The 24,455-nt window shown below is 57.9% G+C and carries 23 protein-coding genes and 1 pseudogene; 10 read left to right on the plus strand and 14 right to left on the minus strand.

The window, feature by feature from the left end; genetic code table 11:
• Positions 1–37 precede the first annotated feature (37 nt).
• The 5 genes from prfB to H6G62_RS10860 all read right to left on the minus strand — a co-directional run bounded on the left by prfB (position 38) and on the right by H6G62_RS10860 (position 3,761).
• A protein-coding gene (gene prfB, locus H6G62_RS10840) for a peptide chain release factor 2 (RefSeq protein ID WP_190494964.1) occupies positions 38–1,139 on the minus strand; the annotation gives its coding sequence in 2 pieces (ribosomal slippage) (positions 38–1,063 and positions 1,065–1,139; 1,101 coding nt in all).
• 219 nt (positions 1,140–1,358) lie between these two features.
• Positions 1,359–2,171 (minus strand): A24 family peptidase, encoded by an 813-nt coding sequence (locus tag H6G62_RS10845; RefSeq protein ID WP_190494966.1) that lies wholly within the window; start codon positions 2,169–2,171, stop codon positions 1,359–1,361.
• Positions 2,172–2,388: 217 nt separating this feature from the next.
• Positions 2,389–2,874, minus strand: a complete 486-nt coding sequence (locus tag H6G62_RS10850; RefSeq protein ID WP_190494968.1) for a photosystem I reaction center subunit XI — start codon at positions 2,872–2,874, stop codon at positions 2,389–2,391.
• A 214-nt stretch (positions 2,875–3,088) separates the two neighbouring features.
• Positions 3,089–3,211: a photosystem I reaction center subunit IX gene (gene psaJ, locus H6G62_RS10855; protein WP_190494970.1), complete on the minus strand. Its 123-nt coding sequence runs from the start codon at positions 3,209–3,211 to the stop codon at positions 3,089–3,091.
• A gap of 49 nt (positions 3,212–3,260) precedes the next feature.
• The gene (locus tag H6G62_RS10860) at positions 3,261–3,761 is read right to left on the minus strand and encodes a Photosystem I reaction center subunit III (protein WP_190494972.1); all 501 of its coding nucleotides are present in this window, start codon (positions 3,759–3,761) and stop codon (positions 3,261–3,263) included.
• A 180-nt stretch (positions 3,762–3,941) separates the two neighbouring features.
• Between H6G62_RS10860 and tsaD the strand changes: the two genes are divergently transcribed.
• The 5 genes and pseudogenes from tsaD to H6G62_RS10885 all read left to right on the plus strand — a co-directional run bounded on the left by tsaD (position 3,942) and on the right by H6G62_RS10885 (position 10,215).
• Positions 3,942–5,015: a tRNA (adenosine(37)-N6)-threonylcarbamoyltransferase complex transferase subunit TsaD gene (gene tsaD, locus H6G62_RS10865; protein WP_190494973.1), complete on the plus strand. Its 1,074-nt coding sequence runs from the start codon at positions 3,942–3,944 to the stop codon at positions 5,013–5,015.
• Between the two features lie 229 nt (positions 5,016–5,244).
• The gene (locus H6G62_RS10870; protein WP_242051928.1) at positions 5,245–5,592 is read left to right on the plus strand and encodes a YbjQ family protein; all 348 of its coding nucleotides are present in this window, start codon (positions 5,245–5,247) and stop codon (positions 5,590–5,592) included.
• Positions 5,593–5,594: 2 nt separating this feature from the next.
• Entirely contained in the window at positions 5,595–6,035 is a 441-nt protein-coding gene (locus H6G62_RS10875) for a heavy metal-binding domain-containing protein (protein ID WP_190494975.1), read from the plus strand.
• Positions 6,036–6,362: 327 nt separating this feature from the next.
• Positions 6,363–8,261: pseudogene (gene dnaK, locus H6G62_RS10880) on the plus strand (molecular chaperone DnaK); the annotation flags it as partial.
• Between the two features lie 973 nt (positions 8,262–9,234).
• A complete protein-coding gene (locus tag H6G62_RS10885; protein ID WP_190494979.1) occupies positions 9,235–10,215 on the plus strand; it encodes a J domain-containing protein in 981 nt (326 codons plus the stop codon).
• A gap of 101 nt (positions 10,216–10,316) precedes the next feature.
• Here the strand turns inward: H6G62_RS10885 and H6G62_RS10890 are convergent, their stop codons facing one another.
• The gene (locus tag H6G62_RS10890; protein ID WP_190494981.1) at positions 10,317–10,973 is read right to left on the minus strand and encodes a sugar transferase; all 657 of its coding nucleotides are present in this window, start codon (positions 10,971–10,973) and stop codon (positions 10,317–10,319) included.
• Between the two features lie 444 nt (positions 10,974–11,417).
• Here H6G62_RS10890 and H6G62_RS10895 point away from each other — a divergent pair, with 444 nt between their 5' ends.
• Positions 11,418–12,542 carry a HetZ-related protein 2 gene (locus H6G62_RS10895; protein ID WP_190494983.1) on the plus strand — a complete coding sequence of 375 codons (1,125 nt, stop codon included), beginning with the start codon at positions 11,418–11,420 and terminating at the stop codon, positions 12,540–12,542.
• Between the two features lie 131 nt (positions 12,543–12,673).
• Positions 12,674–13,843 (plus strand): hypothetical protein, encoded by a 1,170-nt coding sequence (locus tag H6G62_RS10900; protein ID WP_190494984.1) that lies wholly within the window; start codon positions 12,674–12,676, stop codon positions 13,841–13,843.
• Positions 13,844–13,875: 32 nt separating this feature from the next.
• Here the strand turns inward: H6G62_RS10900 and H6G62_RS10905 are convergent, their stop codons facing one another.
• The 5 genes from H6G62_RS10905 to hemC form a co-directional block, all read right to left on the minus strand.
• Positions 13,876–14,439 (minus strand): PAM68 family protein, encoded by a 564-nt coding sequence (locus tag H6G62_RS10905; RefSeq protein WP_190494986.1) that lies wholly within the window; start codon positions 14,437–14,439, stop codon positions 13,876–13,878.
• A gap of 119 nt (positions 14,440–14,558) precedes the next feature.
• Positions 14,559–14,828 (minus strand): 30S ribosomal protein S15, encoded by a 270-nt coding sequence (gene rpsO, locus H6G62_RS10910; protein WP_190494988.1) that lies wholly within the window; start codon positions 14,826–14,828, stop codon positions 14,559–14,561.
• Positions 14,829–14,926: 98 nt separating this feature from the next.
• Positions 14,927–15,790 (minus strand): SPFH domain-containing protein, encoded by an 864-nt coding sequence (locus H6G62_RS10915; protein WP_190494990.1) that lies wholly within the window; start codon positions 15,788–15,790, stop codon positions 14,927–14,929.
• Between the two features lie 101 nt (positions 15,791–15,891).
• Positions 15,892–16,431, minus strand: a complete 540-nt coding sequence (locus H6G62_RS10920; protein WP_242051929.1) for a hypothetical protein — start codon at positions 16,429–16,431, stop codon at positions 15,892–15,894.
• 167 nt (positions 16,432–16,598) lie between these two features.
• Positions 16,599–17,576, minus strand: a complete 978-nt coding sequence (hemC, locus tag H6G62_RS10925) for a hydroxymethylbilane synthase (protein WP_190494992.1) — start codon at positions 17,574–17,576, stop codon at positions 16,599–16,601.
• A gap of 225 nt (positions 17,577–17,801) precedes the next feature.
• Between hemC and H6G62_RS10930 the strand changes: the two genes are divergently transcribed.
• Positions 17,802–19,163, plus strand: a complete 1,362-nt coding sequence (locus H6G62_RS10930; RefSeq protein WP_190494994.1) for a hypothetical protein — start codon at positions 17,802–17,804, stop codon at positions 19,161–19,163.
• A gap of 55 nt (positions 19,164–19,218) precedes the next feature.
• A complete protein-coding gene (gene leuC / locus H6G62_RS10935) occupies positions 19,219–20,628 on the plus strand; it encodes a 3-isopropylmalate dehydratase large subunit (RefSeq protein ID WP_190494996.1) in 1,410 nt (469 codons plus the stop codon).
• A gap of 33 nt (positions 20,629–20,661) precedes the next feature.
• Here the strand turns inward: leuC and H6G62_RS10940 are convergent, their stop codons facing one another.
• The 3 genes from H6G62_RS10940 to H6G62_RS10950 all read right to left on the minus strand — a co-directional run bounded on the left by H6G62_RS10940 (position 20,662) and on the right by H6G62_RS10950 (position 22,163).
• Positions 20,662–20,913, minus strand: coding sequence for a hypothetical protein (locus H6G62_RS10940; protein ID WP_190494998.1), 252 nt, complete (start codon positions 20,911–20,913; stop codon positions 20,662–20,664).
• A complete protein-coding gene (locus H6G62_RS10945; protein WP_190494999.1) occupies positions 20,894–21,175 on the minus strand; it encodes a YkvA family protein in 282 nt (93 codons plus the stop codon). Before H6G62_RS10945 ends, H6G62_RS10940 begins: the two co-directional genes overlap by 20 nt.
• Before the next feature lie 196 nt (positions 21,176–21,371).
• Positions 21,372–22,163: a Uma2 family endonuclease gene (locus tag H6G62_RS10950; RefSeq protein WP_190495001.1), complete on the minus strand. Its 792-nt coding sequence runs from the start codon at positions 22,161–22,163 to the stop codon at positions 21,372–21,374.
• A 186-nt stretch (positions 22,164–22,349) separates the two neighbouring features.
• Between H6G62_RS10950 and dnaG the strand changes: the two genes are divergently transcribed.
• A complete protein-coding gene (gene dnaG, locus H6G62_RS10955; RefSeq protein WP_190495003.1) occupies positions 22,350–24,308 on the plus strand; it encodes a DNA primase in 1,959 nt (652 codons plus the stop codon).
• Positions 24,309–24,455: the final 147 nt, after the last annotated feature.

Below are 24,455 nucleotides of genomic sequence, written 5' to 3' on the forward strand. Positions count from 1 at the left end.
AGGGTAGCCGCCCCAAAACGGTTTGATCCTGGATTAACTAATTCTCCTGGCGTAGATAGGCTTGGATGAAGGCTTCCAATTCGCCGTCCATCACATCGGTAATGGCGGTGGTTTCGACCCCCGTCCGCAAATCCTTGACCATTTGGTAAGGATGAAACACGTAGTTGCGAATTTGGGTACCCCAGGCCGCTTCCACCATATCGCCGCGAATTTCGGCAATGGCTTGAGCGTGCTGCTCCTGGGCGATAATCAATAGCTTTGCCTTCAGGATGGCCATGGCCTTTTCGCGATTTTGCAGTTGGGATCGCTCCTGGGTGCAGCGCACGGAAATGCCCGTGGGCAGGTGAGTAATGCGCACCGCCGTTTCCACCTTGTTGACGTTTTGGCCGCCCGCCCCGCCAGATCGCGAAGTCTTGATTTCCAGATCCTTTTCGGGGATGTCTAACTCCACGGTTTGATCCAAAATCGGCATCACCTCCACCCCGGCAAAGCTGGTTTGGCGCTTGCCATTGGCATTAAAGGGCGAAATTCGCACCAGCCGATGGGTGCCCTTCTCCGACTTCAGGTAGCCGAAGGCATAGCGCCCCGTAATCTCCAGGGTGACGGACTTCAGCCCCGCCTCTTCCCCCTCCGACATTTCCACCAAATGCACGCCGTAGCCCTGCCGTTCGGCCCAGCGGGTATACATCCGCAGCAGCATTTCCGCCCAATCCTGGGCATCGGTGCCGCCCGCCCCGGCATTGATGGTCAGCACGGCCCCCTTTTTGTCGTAGGGGCCAGCCAAAAGCTGCTGAAGCTCCCACTGATCGAGCTCATGGCTGAGTTGGGCAACATTGTCGCAGGCCTCCTGGAGCAAGGCGTCATCACTCTCTACCTGCAATAGTTCTAGGATGGCGGCGGCATCCTCCAGGCTGGTTTGCCATTGGGTGAGCTGGGCCAAATTCGCCTTATAGTCGCTCAACTCCTGAAGGGTCTCTTGGGCCTTGGTTTGGTTATCCCAAAAGTCGGGCTGGGCGGCAATTTGCTCCAGGTCTTGAATTTTCGCTTCCAGGGCAGGAATGTCAAAGATAGTCCTGGGTTTTACCCAGGCGATGGCTGATCTGGTCGAGGTCGCGCTTGAGATCTACGGTATCGAGCATGGGATAAGTGAAAAAATTGAACGTTTGGACTAGGCCCATGATGATGGCCTACACCATTAAGTTAACCTTAGTTCGGGGTAAACTCAGCGGCCCTATCCTCTGATAGACCTGACCCGAAATCCTGCTCTCCTAAGGAGCGGGACTTTGGGTCTGCCTCGATTTTCTCACTCCAGGGGATGTGAATCCATGGCCCTAACCCCTTACTCCGACCATGGTGAGCTAGAAGCCAGGGAAAAACAGGGCGCGGTAGGATCCGATCAGTGCCTCACCCCAAAATAGGGTAATTGCCGCCCCCAGGGCGAGGAAGGGGCCAAAGGGGATCGGTTGGCGGCGGCTGACCCAGCCTAGGGCCATGGCCCCACCGCCGATGATAGCCCCTAGCAGGCAGGCCAAAAAGCTGCTCAGCAACACACCTAGCCAGCCCAACCAAGCCCCCAGCATGGCCGCCAGTTTGGCATCGCCGCCGCCCATGGCCGTTTGCCCCATGGACAGGGACGCCAGCAGGGTGATGATGTCGAACAGCCAAATCCCCAGCACCGCTCCCACCACGCCGCCCATGAAGCCCACAATGCCCGCCTGCCATGCCCCCGTCATCAGCACCGGAATCACCGTCTGGGTCGCTAATCCTAGCAATAGGCCGCTTTGGGTGAGGGGGTTGGGCAGGGTGAGGGTATCCAAATCAATAAATGTGAGGGCCACCAGCCAGCTCAGCAGCGCCCAATAGGCCAAGGTGACCCAGGCCGTCCCCCATTGCAGAAACGTGGCCAGGAACAAACAGGCGGTGAAGGCTTCAACCAGCGGATAGCGGGCGGCAATGGGAGCCCGACAGTAGCGACATTTTCCCCGCAGCCACAGCCAACCCAGCACGGGCACATTGTCGTAGGGCTTTAGACCCGTATAGCACTTTGGGCAACGGGAGGGGGGATGCAGCAACGACACCCCCGCCGGGATGCGATAGATCACCACATTGAGGAAGCTGCCCACCGCTGCCCCCAACATCCATACCAGCCCCCCAGTGATGATCCACTCCATCAGATTTTTTGCTCCACAGTGCCTAGGCTGCTTCACTATACCAACCGCCATAGGGTCGGGTACTCCCGCTTGTCTATTCCATAGGTCTTGATTGCCCTACCCGATTGCCCTAAAGCAGAACGCCGCCCAGTACATGACATACCGAGCGGCGTTTGTAGGTTCGGGTGAATTCCGACAACTGCACCCATGCCTAGGGGCTAGGGTGCGGTTGGGCCAATTAGCTGTGGCCGCCGCTCACCAATCCGGTCAGCATGGGCATGTTAGCCGCCAACAGGTAGGCAAAGGTGGCTCCGCCGATGCCGCCAATTAGGAAGCTTCCGGCAAACTCGCTCCAGCCTTCGTTGGTATCGAAACCAGCGGGAGGGGTGAAAGGTGCGGTGGCCTTGGTAACGGCGGCATTGATGCCAGCCCCAGAGTAGATGGACAGGCAAGCGGTGAGGATCACTACCAGGGCGGCAGCGCCTAGGAGGCCAGCCAGACCGGGGATATCAGAATCCCGCAGGGGGCCGAGCAGGGCAAAGGGGCCATAGAGCAGATAGCCGTGGGCCATGCCAATTTCCAGGCCGCGACGCTGGGGAGACAGGCCAGCCCGGTAGGCGGGTAGGTTGCCAATGAAGGCTTTGGTGAAGGCCGAGGAATTGATCGGCGTTTCCAGGTTGCCGATCTGGGGATCGCCAAAGGCGGGCTTAATCACATCGGACATAGGATGTTGTTCTCCAACTCAAACAGGTATCACAGCAATAAAAGTGACTGCTGACTGAGATCGGGTCGATATCGCTGGGCGAGGGAAATCGCTAGGCGACAGGGACAGTCTTGAACCTCATCAAACAGTCACTCAGACCTTGGAACAGCTTAGAAAAGATGGGCTTTTCCCGAACCGCAGGGCGGGATTGTCCCCCTTTATACCTAGGACAAGCCTAGGGATGGAGCAGCAGGTCGGGGAAGAAGCGGTTGAACTCGATGATGATGCCAGCGGTGATCACCATCCAAACGGTGGCCAACACCGGAGCGGTAGACAGATACTTGAGCAGGTTATCCATGGAACGTTCTCCTGAACAGCAAGGAATACATCAGGGGGCTAGGGAGCGCCTAGCGAGGGGAAACGGTGATCTCGTCTTCGCTGGCAAACATTTCGCCGCTAACGATGTCTTTGAACGCCGCTAGGGGCCATGCAAAGCCCGTCAGCGAGCACTTGATCGCCAGGGGCACATCGATGATGATTTCCTTCTCTTCAGGGTTCTTCTCGCCGCGCACCGCAATCAGGTAAGCACGACCCACCCAGCCAATCCAACCTGCGATATACAGGAAGAGTAGGCTAGGAATCAGGAATTCCCCAGCGTGGGCCAGATCGCCATCCACCACCAGGTGGGGCAGACCATCATCACCACAGAGCAGAGTAGAGTGACCATAGAGGTCAAACCGAGCCTTATCCTTATCCGACGTAGCGGTGGCGGCCCGCTTCAGGAAGGCGGGGTTTTGACCACAGGGGGTGAGGCCGGAGACGTTATCGCCAGCGATGCTAGCGGAGGCCGGGGCGGCAATCCCGAACCAGAGACAAATGACCAGAGCTACAGCAAAAAACCGTCGCATAAACTGTTCCTTTTAATGACCTAAGAAACTGGGGCGATTCAAACGAACGTTAAGTTTTTTGTACAAAAATTCACCCAACTTGGAGGCCATAATACCCCGCCGCCGAAACAGCGTAAAGCTAAGATCGGTAGGGTGTTTACATCTCTACAAATTTCGCCAAACGTTACGTCCCTTAACCCAATGGCCACAATTTTAGCGCTCGAAACCAGTTGTGACGAAACGGCGGTGGCCATTGTCCGCGACCGCACCATCCTCAGCAGTGTCGTCTCCACCCAAATTGACATCCACCAACGCTACGGCGGCATTGTGCCCGAAGTGGCCTCCCGCCAGCACGTCCTGACCCTGGGGGCTGAGCTAGAAGCCGCTCTGGACAAGGCAGGGCTAGGTTGGGACGAGATTGACGGTATCGCCGCCACCAGTGCCCCCGGCCTCGTCGGTGCGTTGATGGTAGGCCTAACGACGGGGAAAACCCTGGCGATGGTTCACAACAAGCCGTTTTTGGGCGTCCATCACCTGGAAGGACACATCTACGCCAACTATCTGGCCCAGCCCGACCTTCAGCCGCCCTACCTCTGCCTGCTGGTGTCTGGCGGGCACACCAGCCTGATCGGCGTCAACGACTGCGGCGACTACCAAACCTTGGGCCAAACCCGCGACGATGCGGCAGGGGAAGCCTTCGACAAAGTAGCGCGATTATTAGGGCTGGGCTATCCCGGCGGGCCAGTGATAGATCGCCTTGCTAAGGAAGGTAACGATAAAGCTTTTCCCCTCCCGGAAGGTAACATTTCGTTACCCGAAGGCGGATTCCATCCCTACGACTCCAGCTTTAGCGGTCTGAAAACGGCGGTGCTGCGGCTGGTGGAAAAACTGAGGTCTGAGGGTGTCGATCCGCTGCCTGTGGCAGATTTGGCCGCAAGTTTCCAGGCGACGGTGGCCAAAAGCTTGACGAAACGGGCAATTCACTGTGCTCGTGATCACGGATTTACGACCATCGCGGTCGGGGGTGGCGTTGCGGCCAATAGCGCCCTGCGTCAACACCTGCAAACTGCCGTTACAGCCCAGAACCTGCGAGTCTTCTTCCCGCCCCTGAGCCTCTGTACCGACAACGCGGCCATGATTGCCTGCGCCGCCGCCGACCACTTCAACCGAGGCCATCGTTCCACCTTTGGTCTCAGTGCCCAATCCCGACTAGACCTCAGCCGGGTGATGGAGTTGTATCCCCAAGCCATCATTCCGCAGGTTGACGTTGGCTAGAAGGCGCGGGCTATGCACCACCACATCCCTGGGCAAGCGCAAACCATCGGGCCAGATACTCTGACGCTGCACACCAGTGCCGTCACCTCCAGCCTGGGGTTTTTCTTGGGTATGGCGCGAATCTGTAACGAATTACAAGCAATGGTAGGGAAATGGTTAACAATCCTCGCGGCGACTAATTATAGGGGCTAAGATTGCGGTGGTTGCTTCGTCAATAGGGCGGAATAGGATGACTGTGCCATCGAGAATTTCGGCTCAGCAAATGATTCTTACCAATATCGAAAGTGTTCCTGGCAAAACAATTACGAGGCAACTCGGTTTAGTGCAGGGTAGTTCTGTGCGGTCAAAACACATTGGCCGAGACATTGCGGCGGGATTTAAAAATATTGTGGGTGGCGAACTGAAGGGCTATACAGAACTGCTGCAAGAAGCCCGTGAACAGGCGACCCAGCGCATGATCCATGAGGCCCAGCAGCGAGGGGCCAACGCCATTGTTAACGTGCGATTTGCCACGTCATCCCTAACCCAGGGTGCGGCAGAATTGTTTGCCTACGGAACAGCAGTGCGGGTGGAGTAGTCATGATAGAGCTCTTGATCTTTGCCACGCTGCTCATTGTGGGGCTATATTTTGGCAGTCAGGCAGAACAGCAACACCTGAAATCCCTCCAGCGACGGGAGCAGGCAGTTCAGCACCTGGGTATTAGTGTTTCGGGGGGAAAGGAAGCATTTCCCCAAGTCCAAGAAGCCGAACTCTTTATAGGCAGCGTGGTGATTTCTTCGGACTTTTTTAAGACCTTTATTGCAGGTTTAATTAATCTCATTGGTGGCGAAATTTCAACCTATGAGATTTTGCTAGATCGCGCCCGCCGAGAAGCGATGCTGCGCATGGAAGAAGCGGCCCTCGCCTGGGGAGCCAATCAGGTCGTGAATGTACGCCTGCAAACCGCTGAACTGAGCGGCAATTCTGGCCAAGGAATCGTGGCCGTAGAGGTGATCGCCTATGGTACGGGTCTACGTTGATTATTTACGTTGATTATATAGAATCCCAACGGGACACTGTGGTCACGGCAATTCGACGGGGGAAGGGCAATTCGACGGGGGAAGGGCAATCGACGGATGGTGGGCAAGGCTGCGGTAGGGGCAGCAAGGGCGAGGTGTAAATTCGCTAGGACGCCACTGGCCAGCGCGAATCCATGGGGCAGGGGCTAAAATTTAAGGCTAGGTCATGGCAGACTATCATTAAGAAAGATGTAAGTCAGGCAGCAGACGCCGTACCTTTGCGGTGTTAGCCTGTCAACACCTTGCAGACTGACACCTCGACCGACCACGAAGGAGACGCCAAAGGGAATGGGAAAAGTAGTTGGCATCGACCTGGGCACCACCAACTCGGTTGTTTCTGTCATGGAAGGTGGCAAGCCAGTGGTGATTGCCAACGCGGAGGGGATGCGTACCACGCCTTCGGTGGTGGCCTTTAGTAAGGAAGGGGAACGCCTGGTGGGGCAGTTGGCGCGGCGGCAGTCGGTGCTGAACCCTCAAAACACCTTCTACGGCGTCAAGCGCTACATGGGTCGCAAGTATGCGGAACTGGATGACGCCGCCAAGCGGGTGCCCTACACCATCCGCCGCGACGAGGTGGGCAACGTGAAGGTGCGCTGTCCGCGCCTAGAGAAAGACTTTGCGCCGGAGGAACTGTCGGCCATGGTGCTGCGGAAGCTGGCGGATGAGGCCAGCCGCTACCTGGGCCAGCCCGTCACCGGGGCGGTGATTACGGTGCCCGCCTACTTTAACGACACCCAGCGCCAAGCCACCCGCAACGCCGGACGCATCGCCGGACTGGATGTGAAGCGCATTTTAAACGAGCCCACCGCCGCCGCCCTGGCCTACGGCTTTGACGAATCCTACAACCAAACCATCCTGGTGTTTGACCTGGGGGGCGGCACCTTTGATGTCTCCATTTTGGATGTGGGCGACGGTGTGTTTGAGGTGCGATCCACCGCTGGAGACACCCAACTGGGCGGAGCAGATTTTGACCAAAAGATCGTCACCTGGCTGGCGGATCAGTTCCTAGAGCAGGAGGGGATTGATCTACGCAAGGATCGTCAAGCCCTGCAACGGCTGACCGAAGCGGCGGAAAAGGCCAAAATCGAGCTGTCTGGGGTGGCGACGACGGAAATTAGCCTGCCCTTCATCACCGCCACCAAGGACGGCCCCAAGCACATCGAAACTCGCCTCAGCCGTTCCCAGTTTGAGGGGCTGTGCGGCGATTTAATCAGCCGTTTGCGTGGCCCCCTGAAGCAGGCCATCAGCGATGCTAACCTGTCGCCCAACGACATTGACGAAGTGGTGCTGGTGGGGGGCGGTAGCCGGATGCCCATGGCCCAAGACCTGGTGCGGTCGCTGATTGGCCTAGAACCCAGCCAAAACGTCAACCCCGATGAGGCGGTGGCGGTGGGCGCGGCCATCCAAGCGGGGATCCTCACCCAGGAGGTGCAGGACATCATGCTGCTGGATGTCACTTCTCTGTCGCTGGGATTGGAGACCATCGGCGGCGTCATGAAGAAGGTGATTCCCCGCAACACCACCATTCCGGTGCGGCGGTCGGATATTTTTTCCACCTCAGAGAATAACCAAACCTCCGTGGAAGTCCACGTCCTTCAGGGCGAGCGGGAAATGGGGGCGGACAATAAATCCCTAGGCCGCTTCAAGCTGATGGGCATTCCCCCCGCGCCCCGGGGCGTGCCCCAGGTGTTGGTGTCCTTTGATATCGATGCCAACGGCATTTTGCAGGTTTCCGCCATGGACAAAACCACCGGGCGGGAGCAAAGCCTGACGGTGCAGGGAGCCGCCAACCTGGACGAAAGCGAAGTGCAGCGGATGATCCAGGAAGCCGAGGAATACGCCGAAACCGACCGTTTGCAGCGGGAACGGGTGGAAAAACGCAATCGCGCCGAAGCCCTCACCTTCCAAGCCGAACGCCTGCTGCGGGAGGTGGCCCTAGATTTTGGGATGCAGTTTGCCCGGGAGCGTCGTCGCCGCATTGAAAGCCTCGTACAAGAACTGCGGGACGGTCTGGAACGGGGGGACGAACGCGGCATCGACATCGCCCAAACCGAACTGCAAGACGAACTCTACGACCTCAACCGCGAAGCCTACCTCTACGAAGCCGAGGACGACCAAGAGGGCGGCATTCTGGGCCAAATCGGCAACACCCTGAAGAAAACCTTCTCCTTCGACGACGACCTCGACGCCCGCCCCAACTACGGCTACCAGGGCAATTCCTGGGGCAACTGGGACGACGATTGGGACTACGACAGCCGAGGGCGTGGTGGCCAAAACTACGGCCAGCCCCCCATTTACGGTCAACCGCCGAGTTATAAACCGCCCAGCTACGGCCAGCCCGGTTACAACGCACCGAGCTATGGCGGCAACCGACCCACCTACGGCGGCGCAGCCTACGACACCTACCCCAATTCGGGCTACGGTCGCCAGGGCTACGATAATCGTCCGGCAGATAATCGCCCCCTAGATAGCCGTCCCGTGGATAACCGCCCCAGCTACGGCCAGCCCCCCAGCTACGACAACCGCCCAGCCAATAGCCGACCTATTGACAATCGTCCCGCTGACAACCGACCCGGTATTAACGACAATCCGGGCTACGGTCGTCGGGGCTATCAGGATGCCCGCTATGGCCAGGATTCCGGCTACGGCAATCGTCCCGCCGATCCCAGCTATGGCAACCAGGGTGCGGATCGCGCCTACGACAATCGGCCCTACGAAGCCCCGACCAATCGGCCCCCCGCCCCAGAATCAGGGTACGGTGCCGCCCCAGCTAATCGCCCACCCGCCCCCAGGGAAGAACGACCTAGGCCCGACCAATCGAGGGAAGACCGATTCAGCCCTAGACCTGCCGCTGACTATGGCCTCAGTTCCGCTGGTTCTGGTTCGACGGCTGGACAAAGGCCACCCGCCAATGGAACCAGCCCATCCCGAACGACCTCCAGCAGCTCCGGCACAAGCAACTGGGATGACGATCCTTGGGCCGACACCAGTTCCTCGGAACGCCTCCCCAACCCGCCAGCATCCGACGGACGCGAACCACCCCGCCGCCCTAGCCCGCCTCCCGACTCCGACTATGGCAGCGATTGGGCCAGCCGCGACGAATGGCTCTAGATCGGCCCGCTCCCGATCCCCTATCCCGACGTATCCCTGAACGCTTGATATGCAAAACTTTCGGAACTACTACGAGATTCTGGGAGTTTCAAGGGAGGCCGACTTTGGCACGATCAAGCAGGCCTACCGTAAATTAGCCCGCCAGTATCACCCCGACCTCAACCCCGGCGACCAAGTGGCCGAGGAAAAGTTTAAGCTGCTGGGGGAAGCCTACGAAATCCTGTCGGACACCGACAAACGCGCCCAGTACGAGCGATTTAGCCAGTATTGGAAGCAAAAGGGCTTTCAGCGTCAGGCCGAAGCCGCAGCGACCCGTGAGGCCACGTCCAACCGCAGCGGTGGGAGAATTTCCCTAGAGGACTTTGGTTTTGGGGAATTCCCAGACTTCAACAACTTCGTCGATCAACTCTTGAACCGTCGGGCTGATCCGGCTAAATCCACCGTAGATGCCCCTGCCTACGCCAATGGGGCCAGCTATGGGGAACCTCCTCAACCAGAACCCCGCCGAGGAGGACGCCGCGATGCCGAAGCCAACCTCACCGTTCCCCTGGAAAAAGCCTTCCGGGGTGGACGGGAACGGATTCGGCTGGAGGATGGTCGATCCCTAGAAGTGCAGATGCCCCCTGGCATGGTAACAGGGCAGCGGATTCGTCTGCGAGGCCAGGGCGTAGGCGGCGGCAACCTGTACCTCCGCATTGAGGTTGAGCCTCATCCGCTGTTTAAGCTTCAGGGCAGCGATATTTTCTGCCGATTGCCCATCACTCCCAGCGAAGCCGCCCTCGGCAGCACCATTGAAATTCCCACCCTAGACGGCCCCCAGCGCACGACCCTCCCTCAGGGAGCGCAAACGGGTCAGCGCATTCGCCTGGTGGGGCGGGGCTATCCCATCGGCCAAGATCGGGGGGACTTGATTATCGAACTAGAGGTCGTGATTCCGACGCGATTGAGTGATCGGGAAAAAGCCCTATACGAAGAACTGCGCCAAATGGAGAGCCTCCAACCGAGATCCCGTCTGATGGGGCTATCCTAAGCTTGCATGGCAAAACCCCTGGTTTCTGTGTGGTTTCCCTTAGGGAACCCTGCCCCGAGGGGCGAGAAACCGGGGGCTTAGCGATACCCTATGACGATGCCTTAGTAAGCGCCTTTGCGGTTGAGCAGAACCGTCACGGTTTGCAGAATCAACTTGAGGTCATACCAGGGCGACCAAATGCGCTGGTAGATTAGGTCAAGCTTGACGATTTCCTCAAAATCCTTGATGGCGGAACGTCCGCTCACCTGCCATTGTCCGGTTAGCCCAGGCTTCACATTGAGGCGTTTCCAGTGATGGGGGCGGTAGCGCGACACTTCATCCGCCGTGGGGGGGCGAGTACCGACGAGACTCATTTCGCCGCGTAGCACGTTCCAAAATTGGGGAAACTCATCCAGACTGGTTTTACGCAGAATGTTCCCCACACGGGTGATGCGAGGATCGGCCTCATTTTTAAAGATTAGCCCTTGGGCTTGGTTGGTCACCGAGGATTTTAGGGCGTCGGCGTTTTGCACCATGGAGCGGAATTTCCAAATCCGAAAGGGCTTACCCTTCAGGCCGTAGCGTTCTTGGGAGTACAGCACTGGGCCGGGGCTGTCCAACTTGATGGCTAGGGCAATGGGTAGGCCAATAATGGCTAGCAGTCCCAACCCCACTAGAGCGCCCAGAATATCGAGGGATCGCTTAATGGTGCAGGTGACGGAGGGATGGTGCCGAAGCAGCGGCGATTCAGTAATTGGTTCACGGTGAAGTGACAGCATGAGAGACCCTGTTATTTAAGCGTTATCGTTATTCGAGCATTTGCAGCCAGTGGCAACGAAATTCGGCTAGGAAAGGCCGCAATCGGGTGAAAATCGTGAATACTAGGAGAGCCTAGCAGCGGGCTAACGATGACCTAGGTAGTCCTGTGGCTTAGCGAAACATTCCTTAAACAAATGGCGGCTAAGACAGGTGTACCACCGTATATCTACATAGGTCGTAAGGGAGACTATAAGGTTTTGTCCGGAAGGATCTGTGACGGTATGAAGTAGCTTTGCCAAAACTTTGAAGGGCACCTGTTAATATGAAGGTTTAATAAAGTTCATCAATCTTGGTGCCCTGCACGGTGTCTGCCCAGGCCCAAGGGAGAGGAACATGGGGAGCACAGCGATTTAAGATGAAAGCCTACCGTTGGCCTTAGGTGGTGCAGGAAGGATCACAAGTTGATGAATATGGCAGACAAGGTGGCTGATCAGTGGCTGTCGCGGGTAAGGGTGGATTATCCTGACCAGCCAGAGGAGGTATATGAGGGGGTTTTGGGCTGGTTGTTGGGGCATCCGCCGGATCGCTGGGAGTCTTTCTCGCCGGAGCAGACCAGTGTGGCTCAGCAGGCCATCGCCTACCGTTATCGCATTTTGCAGCAGCGCTATTGGGGAGTGGGGCCAGAACAGGGGTATCGTCGGTTGATTCAGCGCCTCAGCGGGCTGTTTTTAATTCGCAACAAAATTAGTACTTGGATTGCCCTCAGTCGCGACCGTCGCCGCACCGTGGTGGATGTGGTGCAGGAGGTGGTGCAGGAAATGATGCGCAGTGATCGCTACCTGGGCCAAGAAGTCCAGCGAATTAGCACTTGCACCGATCAGGCCCGACTGCGAAATCTGCTGATGCTGGCCAGTCTGGAGGAATATTGCCTGCGGCCCATTCGCAATCAGCCCTTGATCATGTACCGCTTTGTGAACTACCTGCGCCGCAGCCAGCGGGGCGGCATGACCCAGGTTCCCACCGGAACCTTAATTCGCCTGGTGTCCGATGAAATTGCCCCCGACGGTGACGACGATGCCCTCAACTTACTCGATGGCGAAGCCTGGAACCAGTATCTAGAGGGGCAGCAGGATCTCGAACAGCAGGTACAGCGCCAGCAGGTGAAGGACGCACTGATCACCTACTTACACCGCCACCTGAATGGGGAGGCCGTGCGGTGGCTGGAGTTGCATTTGCAGGGGTTTTCCCAGGAACAAATTGCCCAGAGGATGGATTTGCCCGTGCAGCAGGTCTATCGTCTGCGGGAAAAAATTAGTTACCACGCCCTGAAAATTTTTGCCCTCAAAGAGCAGCCCGCCCTCGTGCTTCACTGGCTCAAAACCTCGCTCCAAGATCATAGCTTTGGCCTCACCCCTACCCAGTGGCAAACCTTCTGGCAGGAGTTGTCCGCCGAACAACAGCAGATTCTTGACTATGCCCGAACCGACCAATCCCTAGAGGAGATCGCCCAACATCTAGGGCTCAAACCCAGACACGTACAGGGGCAGTGGGTGAAGATCTACCTCCAAGCGCAGGATCTCCGTGCCTAGTCCTGGGGGTTTAGTAACGTTTCGCGTGTAGGGGTCGCCAGCTTAGGGGATATCCCCTAGGATATGGAGGTAAGGTGTGCTCCCTAAATTAACGTCGTTTCCTTTGCAGTCGTCTTCTTTACAATAGAGCCATGCCGGAACTCAATGCCCCGGTACCATCCGAGGAGATCGGCTTTTCTGCCCAGAGCAACGATGAGGCGCTGGATCAGCGTATCAATGTGGATCAAATGTTGTCCTTGGTGGATAGCATTTTGCCCTTTGAGGCGTGTTTATTTCACCAAATTATTCCTCTCTCCATTGAAGCCGGACATCTCAATCTGGGCATGGTAGACCCCACGGATACCGTGGCTCTAGACTATGTGCGACGACAGGTCTCCTACATCAAATATTCTGTGGTGTCTTGCCCCGTTGCCTCCGATTGGCATCGGCAAATGTTGTCGAAGTACCTCAGCTATGCCGCCAAGGTAAAGCAGCAGAAAAGCCCGCTTCGGTCAGGGCAAACGCCCGCTTGGCCCACCTCTCCTCCTCCGGTTAATAGCGAGTTCGCCACCTTTGTTGTCGATAGCCCCACGGATATTACCGCGATCTCGGCGGCGTCTAGCCCACCCCCGGTAACCCATCCCCCGGCCCCGCCCCCCGTGCCGTCGCCGTCCAAGAATCCCCAGGCTGTCTCATCTCCCCTTCAACTCGACCTTGATGCCGTTGATGCCGATAGCGGGATAGGCGATATTGCATTGATGTCCCCCAAGGCGTTGATGCAGGGCTTGGTTCAGCAGGTGCTCAGGGAGGGCATTGGTCGCCTCTATTTTGAACGACAGGCCCACGGGGGCAAAGTGCTATGCAGCCAGGATGGGGTCTTGCAGTCGGTGATTGACGATCTCAGCCTGGATCTCTTTCAGAGTGTCATCAACGAACTCAAACGGCTTACCCACCTGTCGCTGCTGCCCGTCACCAAAACCAAGCAGGTGGAAATCGAGCGTCTGTATCGCCAGGAGCGGGTGCTGCTACGTCTCCGAATTATTGCTGGTCCCCATGGGGAAGAAGCCACCTTGCAAGTCCTGCGAGGGGCGGCGCTCAAGTTTTATCAGCAACAGCAGATTGAGCAACTGGGCCGAGATGCCCTCGGCATTGCCCAAACCCTACAGCAACGTATCCACGCCATTCGCGACCGATCTGGCCAAAGCCTCCCCAAGGACAAGCCGCCCACAGCTACCCTGATCGCCGTCAGCAATATGTTGCGGGCCATGGAAGCTCAAATCAACCAACTCATCCAATCCCAGGAAACCCCAGATCGCCCCTAGGTTTGCCCCTAGGTTCAGCCCTTGCCGCTGGCCTACCCCTTGGATTTTTGGCTCCAGGCGCTGGTCATGCGGCTAAAGTTGACCTTAAACTCGGCGATCCCCAGCCAGTCGCCAGGGCGATCCTCATCCCAGGAGGCAGATAGCACCCCATAGGTGAGCCCCACCACCCCCAGGCCAAAGCAGCCCAGGGTGACCAGCAACACGGCATAGGGCGGCAGATCAACATTGCCCTTCACAATCAGCCCATAGCTGACAAAAAAGGTGGCTACCCCAAAAAAGGTGGGAGTCCCCGAAAATACCAGCATCCGGCGCAGCATCCGCTGGCTAACGACCTCTGGAATGGCCGTAGCGGCAGCCCGTTGCTGGGCCTGGGCTTTCTTCTCGGCCCTAGCCTTCGCCGCATCGCTAATGGCCTTGGCCTTGGCCGCTGCGGCTGGAGAAACCGAGTTAGCCTCGCTGGGGGATGCCTTGCCCTGGGGCTTGTCTGGCTTGCCCTTAGTGGTCGTAGACTTGGCAGGTTCAGAGGCCGCACTAGCCCCCTTACCTTGTTTGCCCGGTTCAAAGGGCAGGCGCTTGCGAGAAGAATCTGGAGCCATAGCGTTCCAAAACCTAACGTTGTTACATCAAACTAGGCCAAGAGATTCTATCCCTTGACCTAGCTTAAATCCTAGCCAGTCCCCAAACTCCCGTTGCTAAGCACGGAGTCGTTGTGAGTCTAGCCGCGAATGCCTAGCTTTTGGATCAGTGCCCGATAGCGGTCGCTGTCTTGCTTTTGAAGGTAGGCCATCAGCCGCTTGCGGTGGCCAATCATCTTCAGCAGGCCACGGCGAGAGGAGTAGTCTTTCTTATTTTTTTGCAGGTGAGCGCTGAGGCGATTGATACGCTCGGTCAACATCGCGATCTGAAGATCAGCGGATCCGGTGTCAGTTTCGTGAACTTGGTAGTCGGAAATAATTTCCTGCTTGCGCGCTTGCAACAGAGTCATGGGATAGTTCGTTCTCTAAGAATGAATTTGTGCCAGGGTTTTTGATTATAGCACAGTGGTTAGGGGCACTACCCACCGACACCAACTCAGCCCATGGCCTAGGGGGCGGAACGACGGCGGCGGCTGGGAAAATCGTCGTCGTCGGATTTGGGTTTGTGGGGGGAATCGGGTTCGATCAGGCGGGCGAGGCCTTCGGTGAGGTTTTTGGGATCCATAAAAACGACCTTGGAGTTTTCGCTGGCCCCCAGCTTTTGATTGGCCTCTACATAGTCTTGGGCAATGAGAAATTGCAGGATGCTGGGGCCGTTTTCCCGCTGTTGCAGGGCATCGGAGAGCATTTGGATGGATTGCACCGTGGCCTCAGCCCGTTTGATGGCGGCTTCTTGATCCCCCTGGGCCTTGAGGACGGTGGCCCGTCGTTCCAGTTCGGCGGCCTGCTGCTTCTGCATGGATCGGCGCACCTCTTCGGGGGGCACAATTTCCTGTACCTCCACCCGTGTCACCTTCACGCCCCAGGGTTCCGTCGCTTCATCCAGTTGAGAGAGCAGCGCCCGGTTCAGTTCGTCGCGGGAGGAAAAGGTGTTCTCAAACTCCATTTTCCCAATTTCCGAGCGCAGGGTGGTAATCACCAATTCCTGAATTGCCTTTTCTACGTCTTCGATGGCGTAGTAGGTGAGTTCCAGCTCCAGGATGCGCCAATAGACCACCGCATCCACCTCTAGGGAGACGTTGTCCTTGGTGATCGCCCCTTGCTTGGCCACGTCGAGGATGCGCTCCCGCACGCTGTCCTTCAGGCGGATGTAGTCTAGCGTCGGCACAATAAAGTTCAAACCGGGCTTGAGCTTGCGGTGGTAACGGCCAAGACGCTCCACCAGCGCCTCTTCGCCCTGGTTGATGATGCGCACCGAGCTAATCAAGTAGCCGATGATAATAAAGGAGAGAATCCCAATAACTGACGGCACAGGTTAATCCTTACCCTCGCCTAGGGTGAACACCATTAGGAATGAGTTTAGTGGATTTTCCTGGGGGAATGGAGCCGATCGCCGCAGATGACCGGATGGGCCTAGAACTGCATCCCCACACCGCCCTGAACCGAAATTGCGGTGTTGCCACCATTGCGATAGGCATCGAAGGCAAAGATGGCATTTCCAAAGGCCACCAGGTTGCTGTTGGGGAACATGTAGTCTATCCCAGGTTGCAAGACGAAGGCGGTTTTGTCGCCTACCACGCTAGGGGTGTTGCCGCCACTCGGGATAGAGATCCCGGCTCCAAGGTAGGCATCGGCATTCCAACTGAGGGGGAAGTCGTAGGAAACTGTGGGCACGACCGCAAAGCTATCGCCAAAGACAAAGGCTTGGGCGCGGGCAGAAATGGGCATGGTCAGGAACCGATAGCGTCCGGCGATGACCCCCTGAATGCCGCTACCTTGTCCGGTGGCCGCATCATCGGTGAAGCCAACCGCAGCCCCCAAACCCACATAGCTGCCGTAGGCGACCTGGGCTTGCGCTGTCTCTGGACGAAGGGCAGACCCGGCCCCCGCCACCGCGACCGCCAGCAGCGAAGCGAATGCTGCATTCCCCATCCAACGCCGTACGCTGTTCATGTGCCTTCTCCTGAACACTTGCCGTTAAGCTTACTTCATGGGAAAAATTTCGGCACACTGAGTTGTGAAATCGTTGCCAACTATCGCTAAACGCTTGGCCCACGAGCGGTTGAGATGGGCGCTGCTGTCTCTGCCCTCCCGATTCCCTGTGCCCCTACGGCTGAACCCTAGGCCCGGTTGGTGGCGTTGATGTCGTCGAGGATGGCCTGGGCTCCTTGGCTGCGAAGGGTTTGGGCCAGTTGAGTGCCCAGGGCTTCAGCGGTGTTGGCAAGGCCTTGCACGGTGTCTTTAATCAATTGCTGCCCGTCCAAACTGGCCACCAGCCCGGTAAGGGTGAGGGTGTCGCCATCTAGCACTGTGTTGACGCCGATGGGCACTTGGCAACCGCCTTCAAGTTCGCGCAGGAAGGCCCGCTCGGCCAAACAGCGGGCGGTGGTGGGGGCATGGGACAACACGCTCAGCAGGGAGAGAATGTCCTCGTCGCCCGTGCGGCACTCAATCCCCAACGCTCCCTGCCCCACGGCATGGAGGGAAATCTCGGCGGGGAGCAGTTCGTGGATGCGGTCGTCCATAGCCATGCGGTGCAGCCCCGCCGCCGCGAGGATGATGCCATCGTACTCGCCGTCATCCAGCTTGCGCAGGCGGGTATTGAGGTTGCCGCGAATATCCTTAAACGCCAGGTGGGGATAGTGGTGGCGCAGTTGGGCCAGCCGCCGCAGAGAAGAGGTGCCAATTACAGCGCCTTCGGGCAGGGTGGCCAGGGTTTTATCTTGGTGGCGCTCGTGGACGACGAGGGCATCGGCGGGGTCTTCCCGCTCGGTGATGCAGCCCAGCATCAAGCCTTCGGGGAGACGGGTGGGCAAATCCTTGAGGGAATGCACGGCAAAGTCGCTGTCGCCCCGCAGCATGGAATCTTCGAGTTCCTGGGTGAACAGCCCCTTATCGCCAATTTTGGATAGGGAGACATCTAGCACCTTGTCGCCCTGGGTGTCCATCGTCACCACCTCGAACTGGAATTCGGGAAAATGCCGCTGAAGCTCGTCGCGCACCCAGTGGGTTTGAATCAGCGCCAACTGGCTCTTGCGAGACACGATGCGAATGGTGCGAGGGGTGGCCGAAACAGCGGGGGAGGCGAGGGATGGCATGATCTGTAAACGAAGATGACTGGGGATGACGAAGGATTACCAACGGTAACGACAGATCGTCACAGAATATTTAGGGTACATTACCTCGGTACCCCCCTTCATGCGCCCTGGGGAGATGTTAAGGGGTTGTCACACTTGGCGGAACTGTCCCCTAGCCCTACGGCGATTCCGTTCCCGTAATAGGATCTAAACGCTGGATTTATCGGGCTGCTTGGGGTTGTCTCTGTGTCCTATTTCTTTGCTTGGGGTATTCGTCAGCGCCGGGGTTGGCTCCAAGGTCTTGCCCCATGGCGGATGTTGAGTGTGTTGGTGCTCACGTTGGGCGGGACGGGGCTGCTGGAGCTGGGTCGCCCGATCCGCCTGGGGTTGGGATCTCCGGCACTGGCCCAGGCGTTGCCACCTGAGGTGCGGGATCGGTTCTTAGCGGATCCTTTGACGGATGATCCCCGTGATCCGCTGCTGCCGACGCCCACGGTGGAGCGCCCCCTCAGCCCCCTGGAGTTGTTGGCCCTGGAACAGGCGTTGGATCAACTGGCCCGTGAGGCAGAGACCTTAGCGGAGACGGAGGATTCCGAAGCCGCCCAGGAACTCTGGATGCGGGAGGTGCGGCTGCGGCGGTTGTTGGGCCTGGATGCGGAACTAGAGGCCATCGACCGAGTGGCCCAGTGGTTGCGAGACAGAAGCGCCACCCAAGCCTTGCAACTATTGTCGCTACGGCTCGATCAGATCACCCCTAGCCTAGATCTAGCCCATCATGAAGATCGAGAACAATTGGAGCGCATCACCGCTATTTACGCCACCCTGGGCAGCGTGGAGACCGCCGCGAATCTTCGTCGCAGCTTGGCCAATGTCGCCCTAGACCGAGGGGATACCCAGGAACACCAAGCCCAGCTAGAGGCTCTAGCCTTGCTCTATGCCGAGTGGTTTTATTTTCCAGAGGCCGCTGCCACCTATGGCGAACTGGTGGCCTTAGTCACCGATCACGGGGCAGCACACCAGCAGGATGACGTGATTCGCTTTTTGGTGGGGCAGATTGAAAACCTAGACTTTGCCCAGCAATTCGAGGCTGCCCTGATGGCTCAACAACAACTGCTTGAACGCTATCGGGCCGAGGAAACCCGCTGGAATCAGGTGGCTGGGCTTCAGTATGCCATGGCCCAAAACCATCTGCGGCTAGGCGATCTAGAATCTGCATCGCGCCAATATCAGGTGGCCTACACCAACGCCATTGAGGGCGAACAGTTTGAAATCGCCGCCCAAACCCTACGTGGGTTAGCCGATCTCTATCGCCAGTTGGAGCAATGGCCCGATGTGGACTACCTCTACCAACAACTGCTGGCGGTGGAACGGCAAGCCCTGGACGCCTATGGCCTGATGGACACCTTCGACCACCTGGGCCAACTCTACGAGCAAACCGATAACCCCGTCGGGGCACTGCAAGCCTATACCGAAGGGTTAGCCCTCGCCCAGCAACTCCACCATCGGCAGGATTACTTCACGGAGCAGATTCAACGCCTCAGCGCGAGTCCTGAGGTCGAGGGAACCTCGACCCTACCCATGCCGCCCCATGCTGGTGCGGTACAATAAGGAGTCTTTTGGATCGCCGGGATCCAACCGTTTACGCCATCACATCGGGTTAGCTATGAGCAAGGGCACGCTGTTCGATAAAGTTTGGGATCTGCACACCGTGGGCACCCTGCCCTCTGGCCAAACTCAGCTTTTCATTGGGCTGCACCTCGTCCACGAAGTCACCAGCCCCCAAGCCTTTGCCATGCTACGGGAGCGGAACCTACCCGTGATGTACCCCCAGCGCACGGTGGCCACGGTGGATCACATCGTCCCCACGGAAAACCAGGCCCGCCCCTTTGCTGATCCCCTAGCCGAGTCGATGATGCAGGCGCTAGAGCAGAATTGTCAGGATTTCGGGATTCGGTTCTACAACATCGGTTCCGGCCACCAGGGCATCGTCCATGTGATTGCGCCGGAACAGGGGCTCACCCAGCCGGGGATGACCATTGCCTGCGGCGACAGCCACACCTCCACCCACGGAGCCTTTGGGGCGATTGCCTTTGGCATTGGCACCAGCCAAGTGCGCGATGTGCTGGCCTCCCAAACCCTGGCCCTCGGTAAACTCAAGGTGCGCCGCCTTGAGGTGAACGGCCCCCTGCCCCAGGGCGTCTACGCCAAGGACGTGATTCTCCACATCATCCGTACGTTGGGCGTAAAGGGCGGCGTCGGCTATGCCTACGAATTTGCCGGAACCACGCTGGACACAATGAGCATGGAAGGGCGGATGACCATCTGCAACATGGCCATCGAAGGCGGTGCCCGGTGCGGCTACGTCAACCCCGACCAAACCACCTACGACTATCTGCAAGGGCGAGAATTTGCCCCCCAAGGGGAAGCCTGGGACAAGGCCGTGGCCTGGTGGAACACCCTCCGCAGCGATGCCGATGCCGTCTATGACGATGTGGTGGTGTTCAACGCCGCCGACATTGCCCCCACCGTCACCTGGGGCATCACCCCCGGTCAGGGCATTGGCGTGGACGAAGCCCTGCCCACCCTAGACAGCTTTGCCGAGGGAGAACGCGCCCTAGCCGAAGAAGCTTTCGCCTACATGGATTTGCAGCCCGGTCAGCCGCTACAAGGGACGCCTATCGATGTGTGCTTCATCGGCAGTTGCACCAATGGCCGCATCAGCGACCTACGGGAAGCCGCCAAGGTCGTGAAAGGGCACACCGTGGCCGAGGGCATCAAAGCCTTTGTGGTGCCCGGTTCCGAGCAAGTGAAACAACAGGCCGAAGCCGAAGGACTGGACGAAATCTTCACCGCTGCGGGGCTGGAATGGCGGGAAGCAGGCTGCTCCATGTGCCTCGCCATGAACCCCGACAAACTCCAGGGACGGCAGATCAGCGCCTCCTCCTCGAACCGTAACTTTAAGGGGCGGCAGGGTTCCGCATCGGGCCGCACGTTGTTGATGAGTCCGGCCATGGTGGCCGCCGCCGCCCTCTCAGGCAAAGTCGTGGATGTGCGGGATTACCTACGAGGGTGATCGAGGTTGCGAAGGGCTCAACGGGCGCTGCAATCAGTAATTTTGCAGCGCTTGCTTAATCACTTGCTCAATCATGGGTCGCTGAAACTCATCCTGGGTGGCTTTGTATTCTAGGTCAGCGACAATAGCCGCTGCTTGGGCTGGGCTAACCATGGCGAATTTGCGCTGTTTTTCGGTCAACCAGGTTCGATCCCCATAGTGGCGCGGATTGATGGGCTGAGGGCCATGGATATCGTCGGTATGATAGTTGCTTCCAGAAGTCGCCCTAGATTTCAGGGTTGACATCCACGGTGGCATTATTGCGATCATCCCCTAAATCGGTGCGCCCTTTGGTGAGACCCGACAGCAGAATTTGGGATAAGGAGGCCACAAAAATCGAGGCCACAATGCCATCGTCAATCCAGCCGATGATGGGAATAAAATCCGGGGAAATATCAATGGGGCTGAGTAAATAAAGCAGCGTACCCGCCACCAAAATCCAGCGATATTTGGGATGATTGAGGGTATTCTTGTACCAGCTATAGAAGGCTTGGGCGGGGTTGTGCATGGCTTTTGGGGTGGAAGGGGTAATATCGAAACCGTGCTTTCATAGTGCCATGGCTACAGCGGCGGGCTGGGGTAGGATTGCCGCACTAGGCTAGGGCAACAGCCGAACGCAGGCCATAGCCCTCGATGATTTTCCTTGGGGCTGGGGGCGCGGGAACCGCTCCCCTATCGGGGCAGGACGGCATTGGCGCATTGGCCTAGGGCAATTCCTCTGGATCAACGCCCAATTGCCGCAGGCGTTCTGTAAGCTGTTCGACCCGCTGGTGTGCTTGTTCTGCCCGTTGACGTTCCTGTTCGGCCCGCTGGCGTTCTTGCTCGGCTCTCTGGCGCTCTTGAGACAATTGTTCACTGCCCCACAGCAGCAGATTGCCGTCGGCATCCCACCAGCGCAGCCAGGTTGTGGTCATTTCCGCCTTTTTCCCAGACCAGAGGCCCAGAAAAAGGTTAAGTTCGGCAATCCAGTAGCGACCATTTTCATCGGCCTGCTGCTCGACATACTGGCCGTTAATGAGGCGAAACAGGTCTAACTGGCCAGATTGGGGGTGAAAAATGGCGTAGAGCGGCACTTGGAGGATGCGCTCATAGAAATACCATTTGCCGTAGGGATAGTGGGGATTGATGGAATATTCGCCCCCTTCGGTTTCGGAGACAAACTCCATCACCAGGGTGGGAATATCGCCTTCGGCATGGGGGGTGTAGCTGCGGCGAACGTGGCCCGATGGCACCGGATTGACCGAGGCCACATAGACCCAGTCTGGCGCTTTCACCACGGTTTTATCGCCCACGGTGGCACAAACCCCAAAGTTCGTAGCAATCAGGGCCGATTCTAGGATCAGCCCAGCCAGTTCCAGGGCTTCGCGCAGGGCAGCAGCAAGCAAAGGTTGAAGAGTATTATCCACGGGATCATCGGGCAGGGGAAAATCCGCTGGCAGTTTCTCCCAGGTGATGGGCGGTAGCGGGTTGAGGGGGCGGCGTTGGACGGTGGTCATGGTGAATCCCCACGAACGGCACAGCAGTTGGCCCAAAGATTGATTGATATTGTAGTACATTTCAACTCTAAAAAAACGGGCTACACTAATGGCACCGCTGGCCTTCTGTTCCCGTCCAGTCCTCTCAATCCAGTCCTCCTGACCCTGGCTTTTTACCCCTGACCTCCTCACCCCTTCACCTCTCCCATGGACACCCCTCGCCTTCACCCCGACACCATCGAAGCGGTACGGGATCGCGTTGATATTGTGGATGTGGTGTCGCAGTATGTGGTGCTGAAAAAGCAGGGCAAAGATTTCGTCGGTCTTTGTCCTTTCCATGAGGACAAATCTCCCAGTTTTAGCGTTAGCCCCGGCAAGCAGTTTTATTATTGTTTTTCCTGTGGGGCGGGGGGCAATGCCTTTAAGTTTTTGATGGAGCTGAATAAGCGATCCTTTGCCGATGTGGTGCTAGATTTGGCCCAGCGCTACCAGGTGCCCGTCACTACGTTGGAACCTGCCAAACGCCAGGAACTTCAGCGCCAGCTTACCCTGCGGGAACAGCTCTACGAAATTCTCGCCCTCACCGCCCGATTTTACGAACACGCCCTGCACCAAAGCGATGGGGCCGAGGCCTTGGCCTACTTGCGGGAAAAACGGGACTTGCAGGATGCCACGATTCAGAAGTTTCAATTAGGCTTTTCGCCGGGGGGCTGGCAGACCCTTTACGACTATTTAGTTGAGCAAAAAAACTATCCGGTCGAGCTAATAGAAAAAGCGGGCCTGATTGTGCCACGCAAAAAGGGCGAAGGCTACTACGACCGCTTCCGAGAACGGCTGATGATTCCCATCCGCGATGCCCAGAGCCGGGTGATTGGTTTTGGCGGGCGTTCCCTGGGGGACGAGAAGCCTAAATACCTCAACTCACCGGATACGGAACTGTTTGATAAAGGCAAAACCTTGTATGGGTTGGATTTAGCCCGTGCCGCCATTGCCAAACAGGATCGCGCCATCGTGGTCGAGGGCTACTTTGACGTAATTGCCCTCCATGCTGCGGGCATTGAAAATGCGGTGGCCGCCCTCGGTACCGCCATCAACGCCGCCCAGGTGCGCCAGGTCTTGCGCTACACCGAATCTAAGCAGGTGTTGCTGAACTTTGACGCCGATGCCGCCGGGGTGAAGGCCGCCCAGCGGGCCATTGGCGAAGTGGAGGAAATGGCCTATCGCGGCGACGTGCAACTGCGGGTGCTGAACATCCCCGACGGCAAAGACCCTGACGAGTTTTTGCGCCACCACAGCCCCGCCGACTACCGCGATCTGGTCAACGATGCGCCCCTGTGGATCGATTGGCAAATCCACAACCTAATCCGGGGCAAAGACCTGCGGCAAGCCGACCAGTTTCAGCAGACCACCCAATCCGTGGTCAAACTGCTGAGCGACATTGCCAACGCCGACACCCGCACCCACTACGTCCGCTACTGCGCCGAAATTTTCAGCAATGGCGACAGCCGCCTGGTACCCCTGCTGGCCGAAAACCTAATTACCCAAGTGCGCCGCCAACGCCGCGCCACCTCCAGCGATGCCCCCCCCAGCCGCACCCTGCCCAGCGCCACCCCCAGCGGCAGTTCCCTAGAGCAAGCCGAAGCCGCCCTACTGCGGGTCTTCCTTCACCACCCCACCAGCCGCGAGGAAATCCGCCAAGTCCTCGAAGATCGCGACCTTCAGTTCAGCTACTCCCACCATCGCGCACTGTGGCGACAAATGCAGCACCTCCTCACCCCCACCGCCGACCACCCCACGCCCCCGGCGGATCTCGTCGGCCTCCTTCGCAACCAGTTTGCCGATTCGGGCCTTACCAACCCCCACCTACAAGCCCTGCTGCACCTGGGCGAAAAGACCAAACGTGATATCATCCGCGCCCCGCTGATCATCCGCGCCGCCGCCGCCTGCATGGAGAAAAATCTCTGTGAAAAACGCTATCGTCACTTTTTAAACCTTTGGGAAAAGACGGATTGCGCCGCTGATTCCGAACAATTTGCCTACTACCAAAGCCAAATCTACGCCGAAAAACGCCGCATCGAAGCCCTCGACAAAGAACGCCAGGTCACCTTTGAAGACCTCGCGGCCCTGCCCTGGGTAGGGGAACAGTATGATTCGCTGGATCGGTAGTACCCCTGATGTCCAATCCTCTTGAGAGGATTTCTGCTTTGAGCCTTGGACTTCTAGTCCTGGGCTCTCTTAAGCGGTCGCTTCAGCCCATGGGAGTCAGCCCAAGGACGGGGCGGGTATACTAGCGGGCAAGGAATTTTTCTGGCG

This window comes from Phormidium sp. FACHB-1136, from assembly GCF_014697375.1.
GTDB lineage: Bacteria > Cyanobacteriota > Cyanobacteriia > Phormidesmidales > Phormidesmidaceae > Nodosilinea.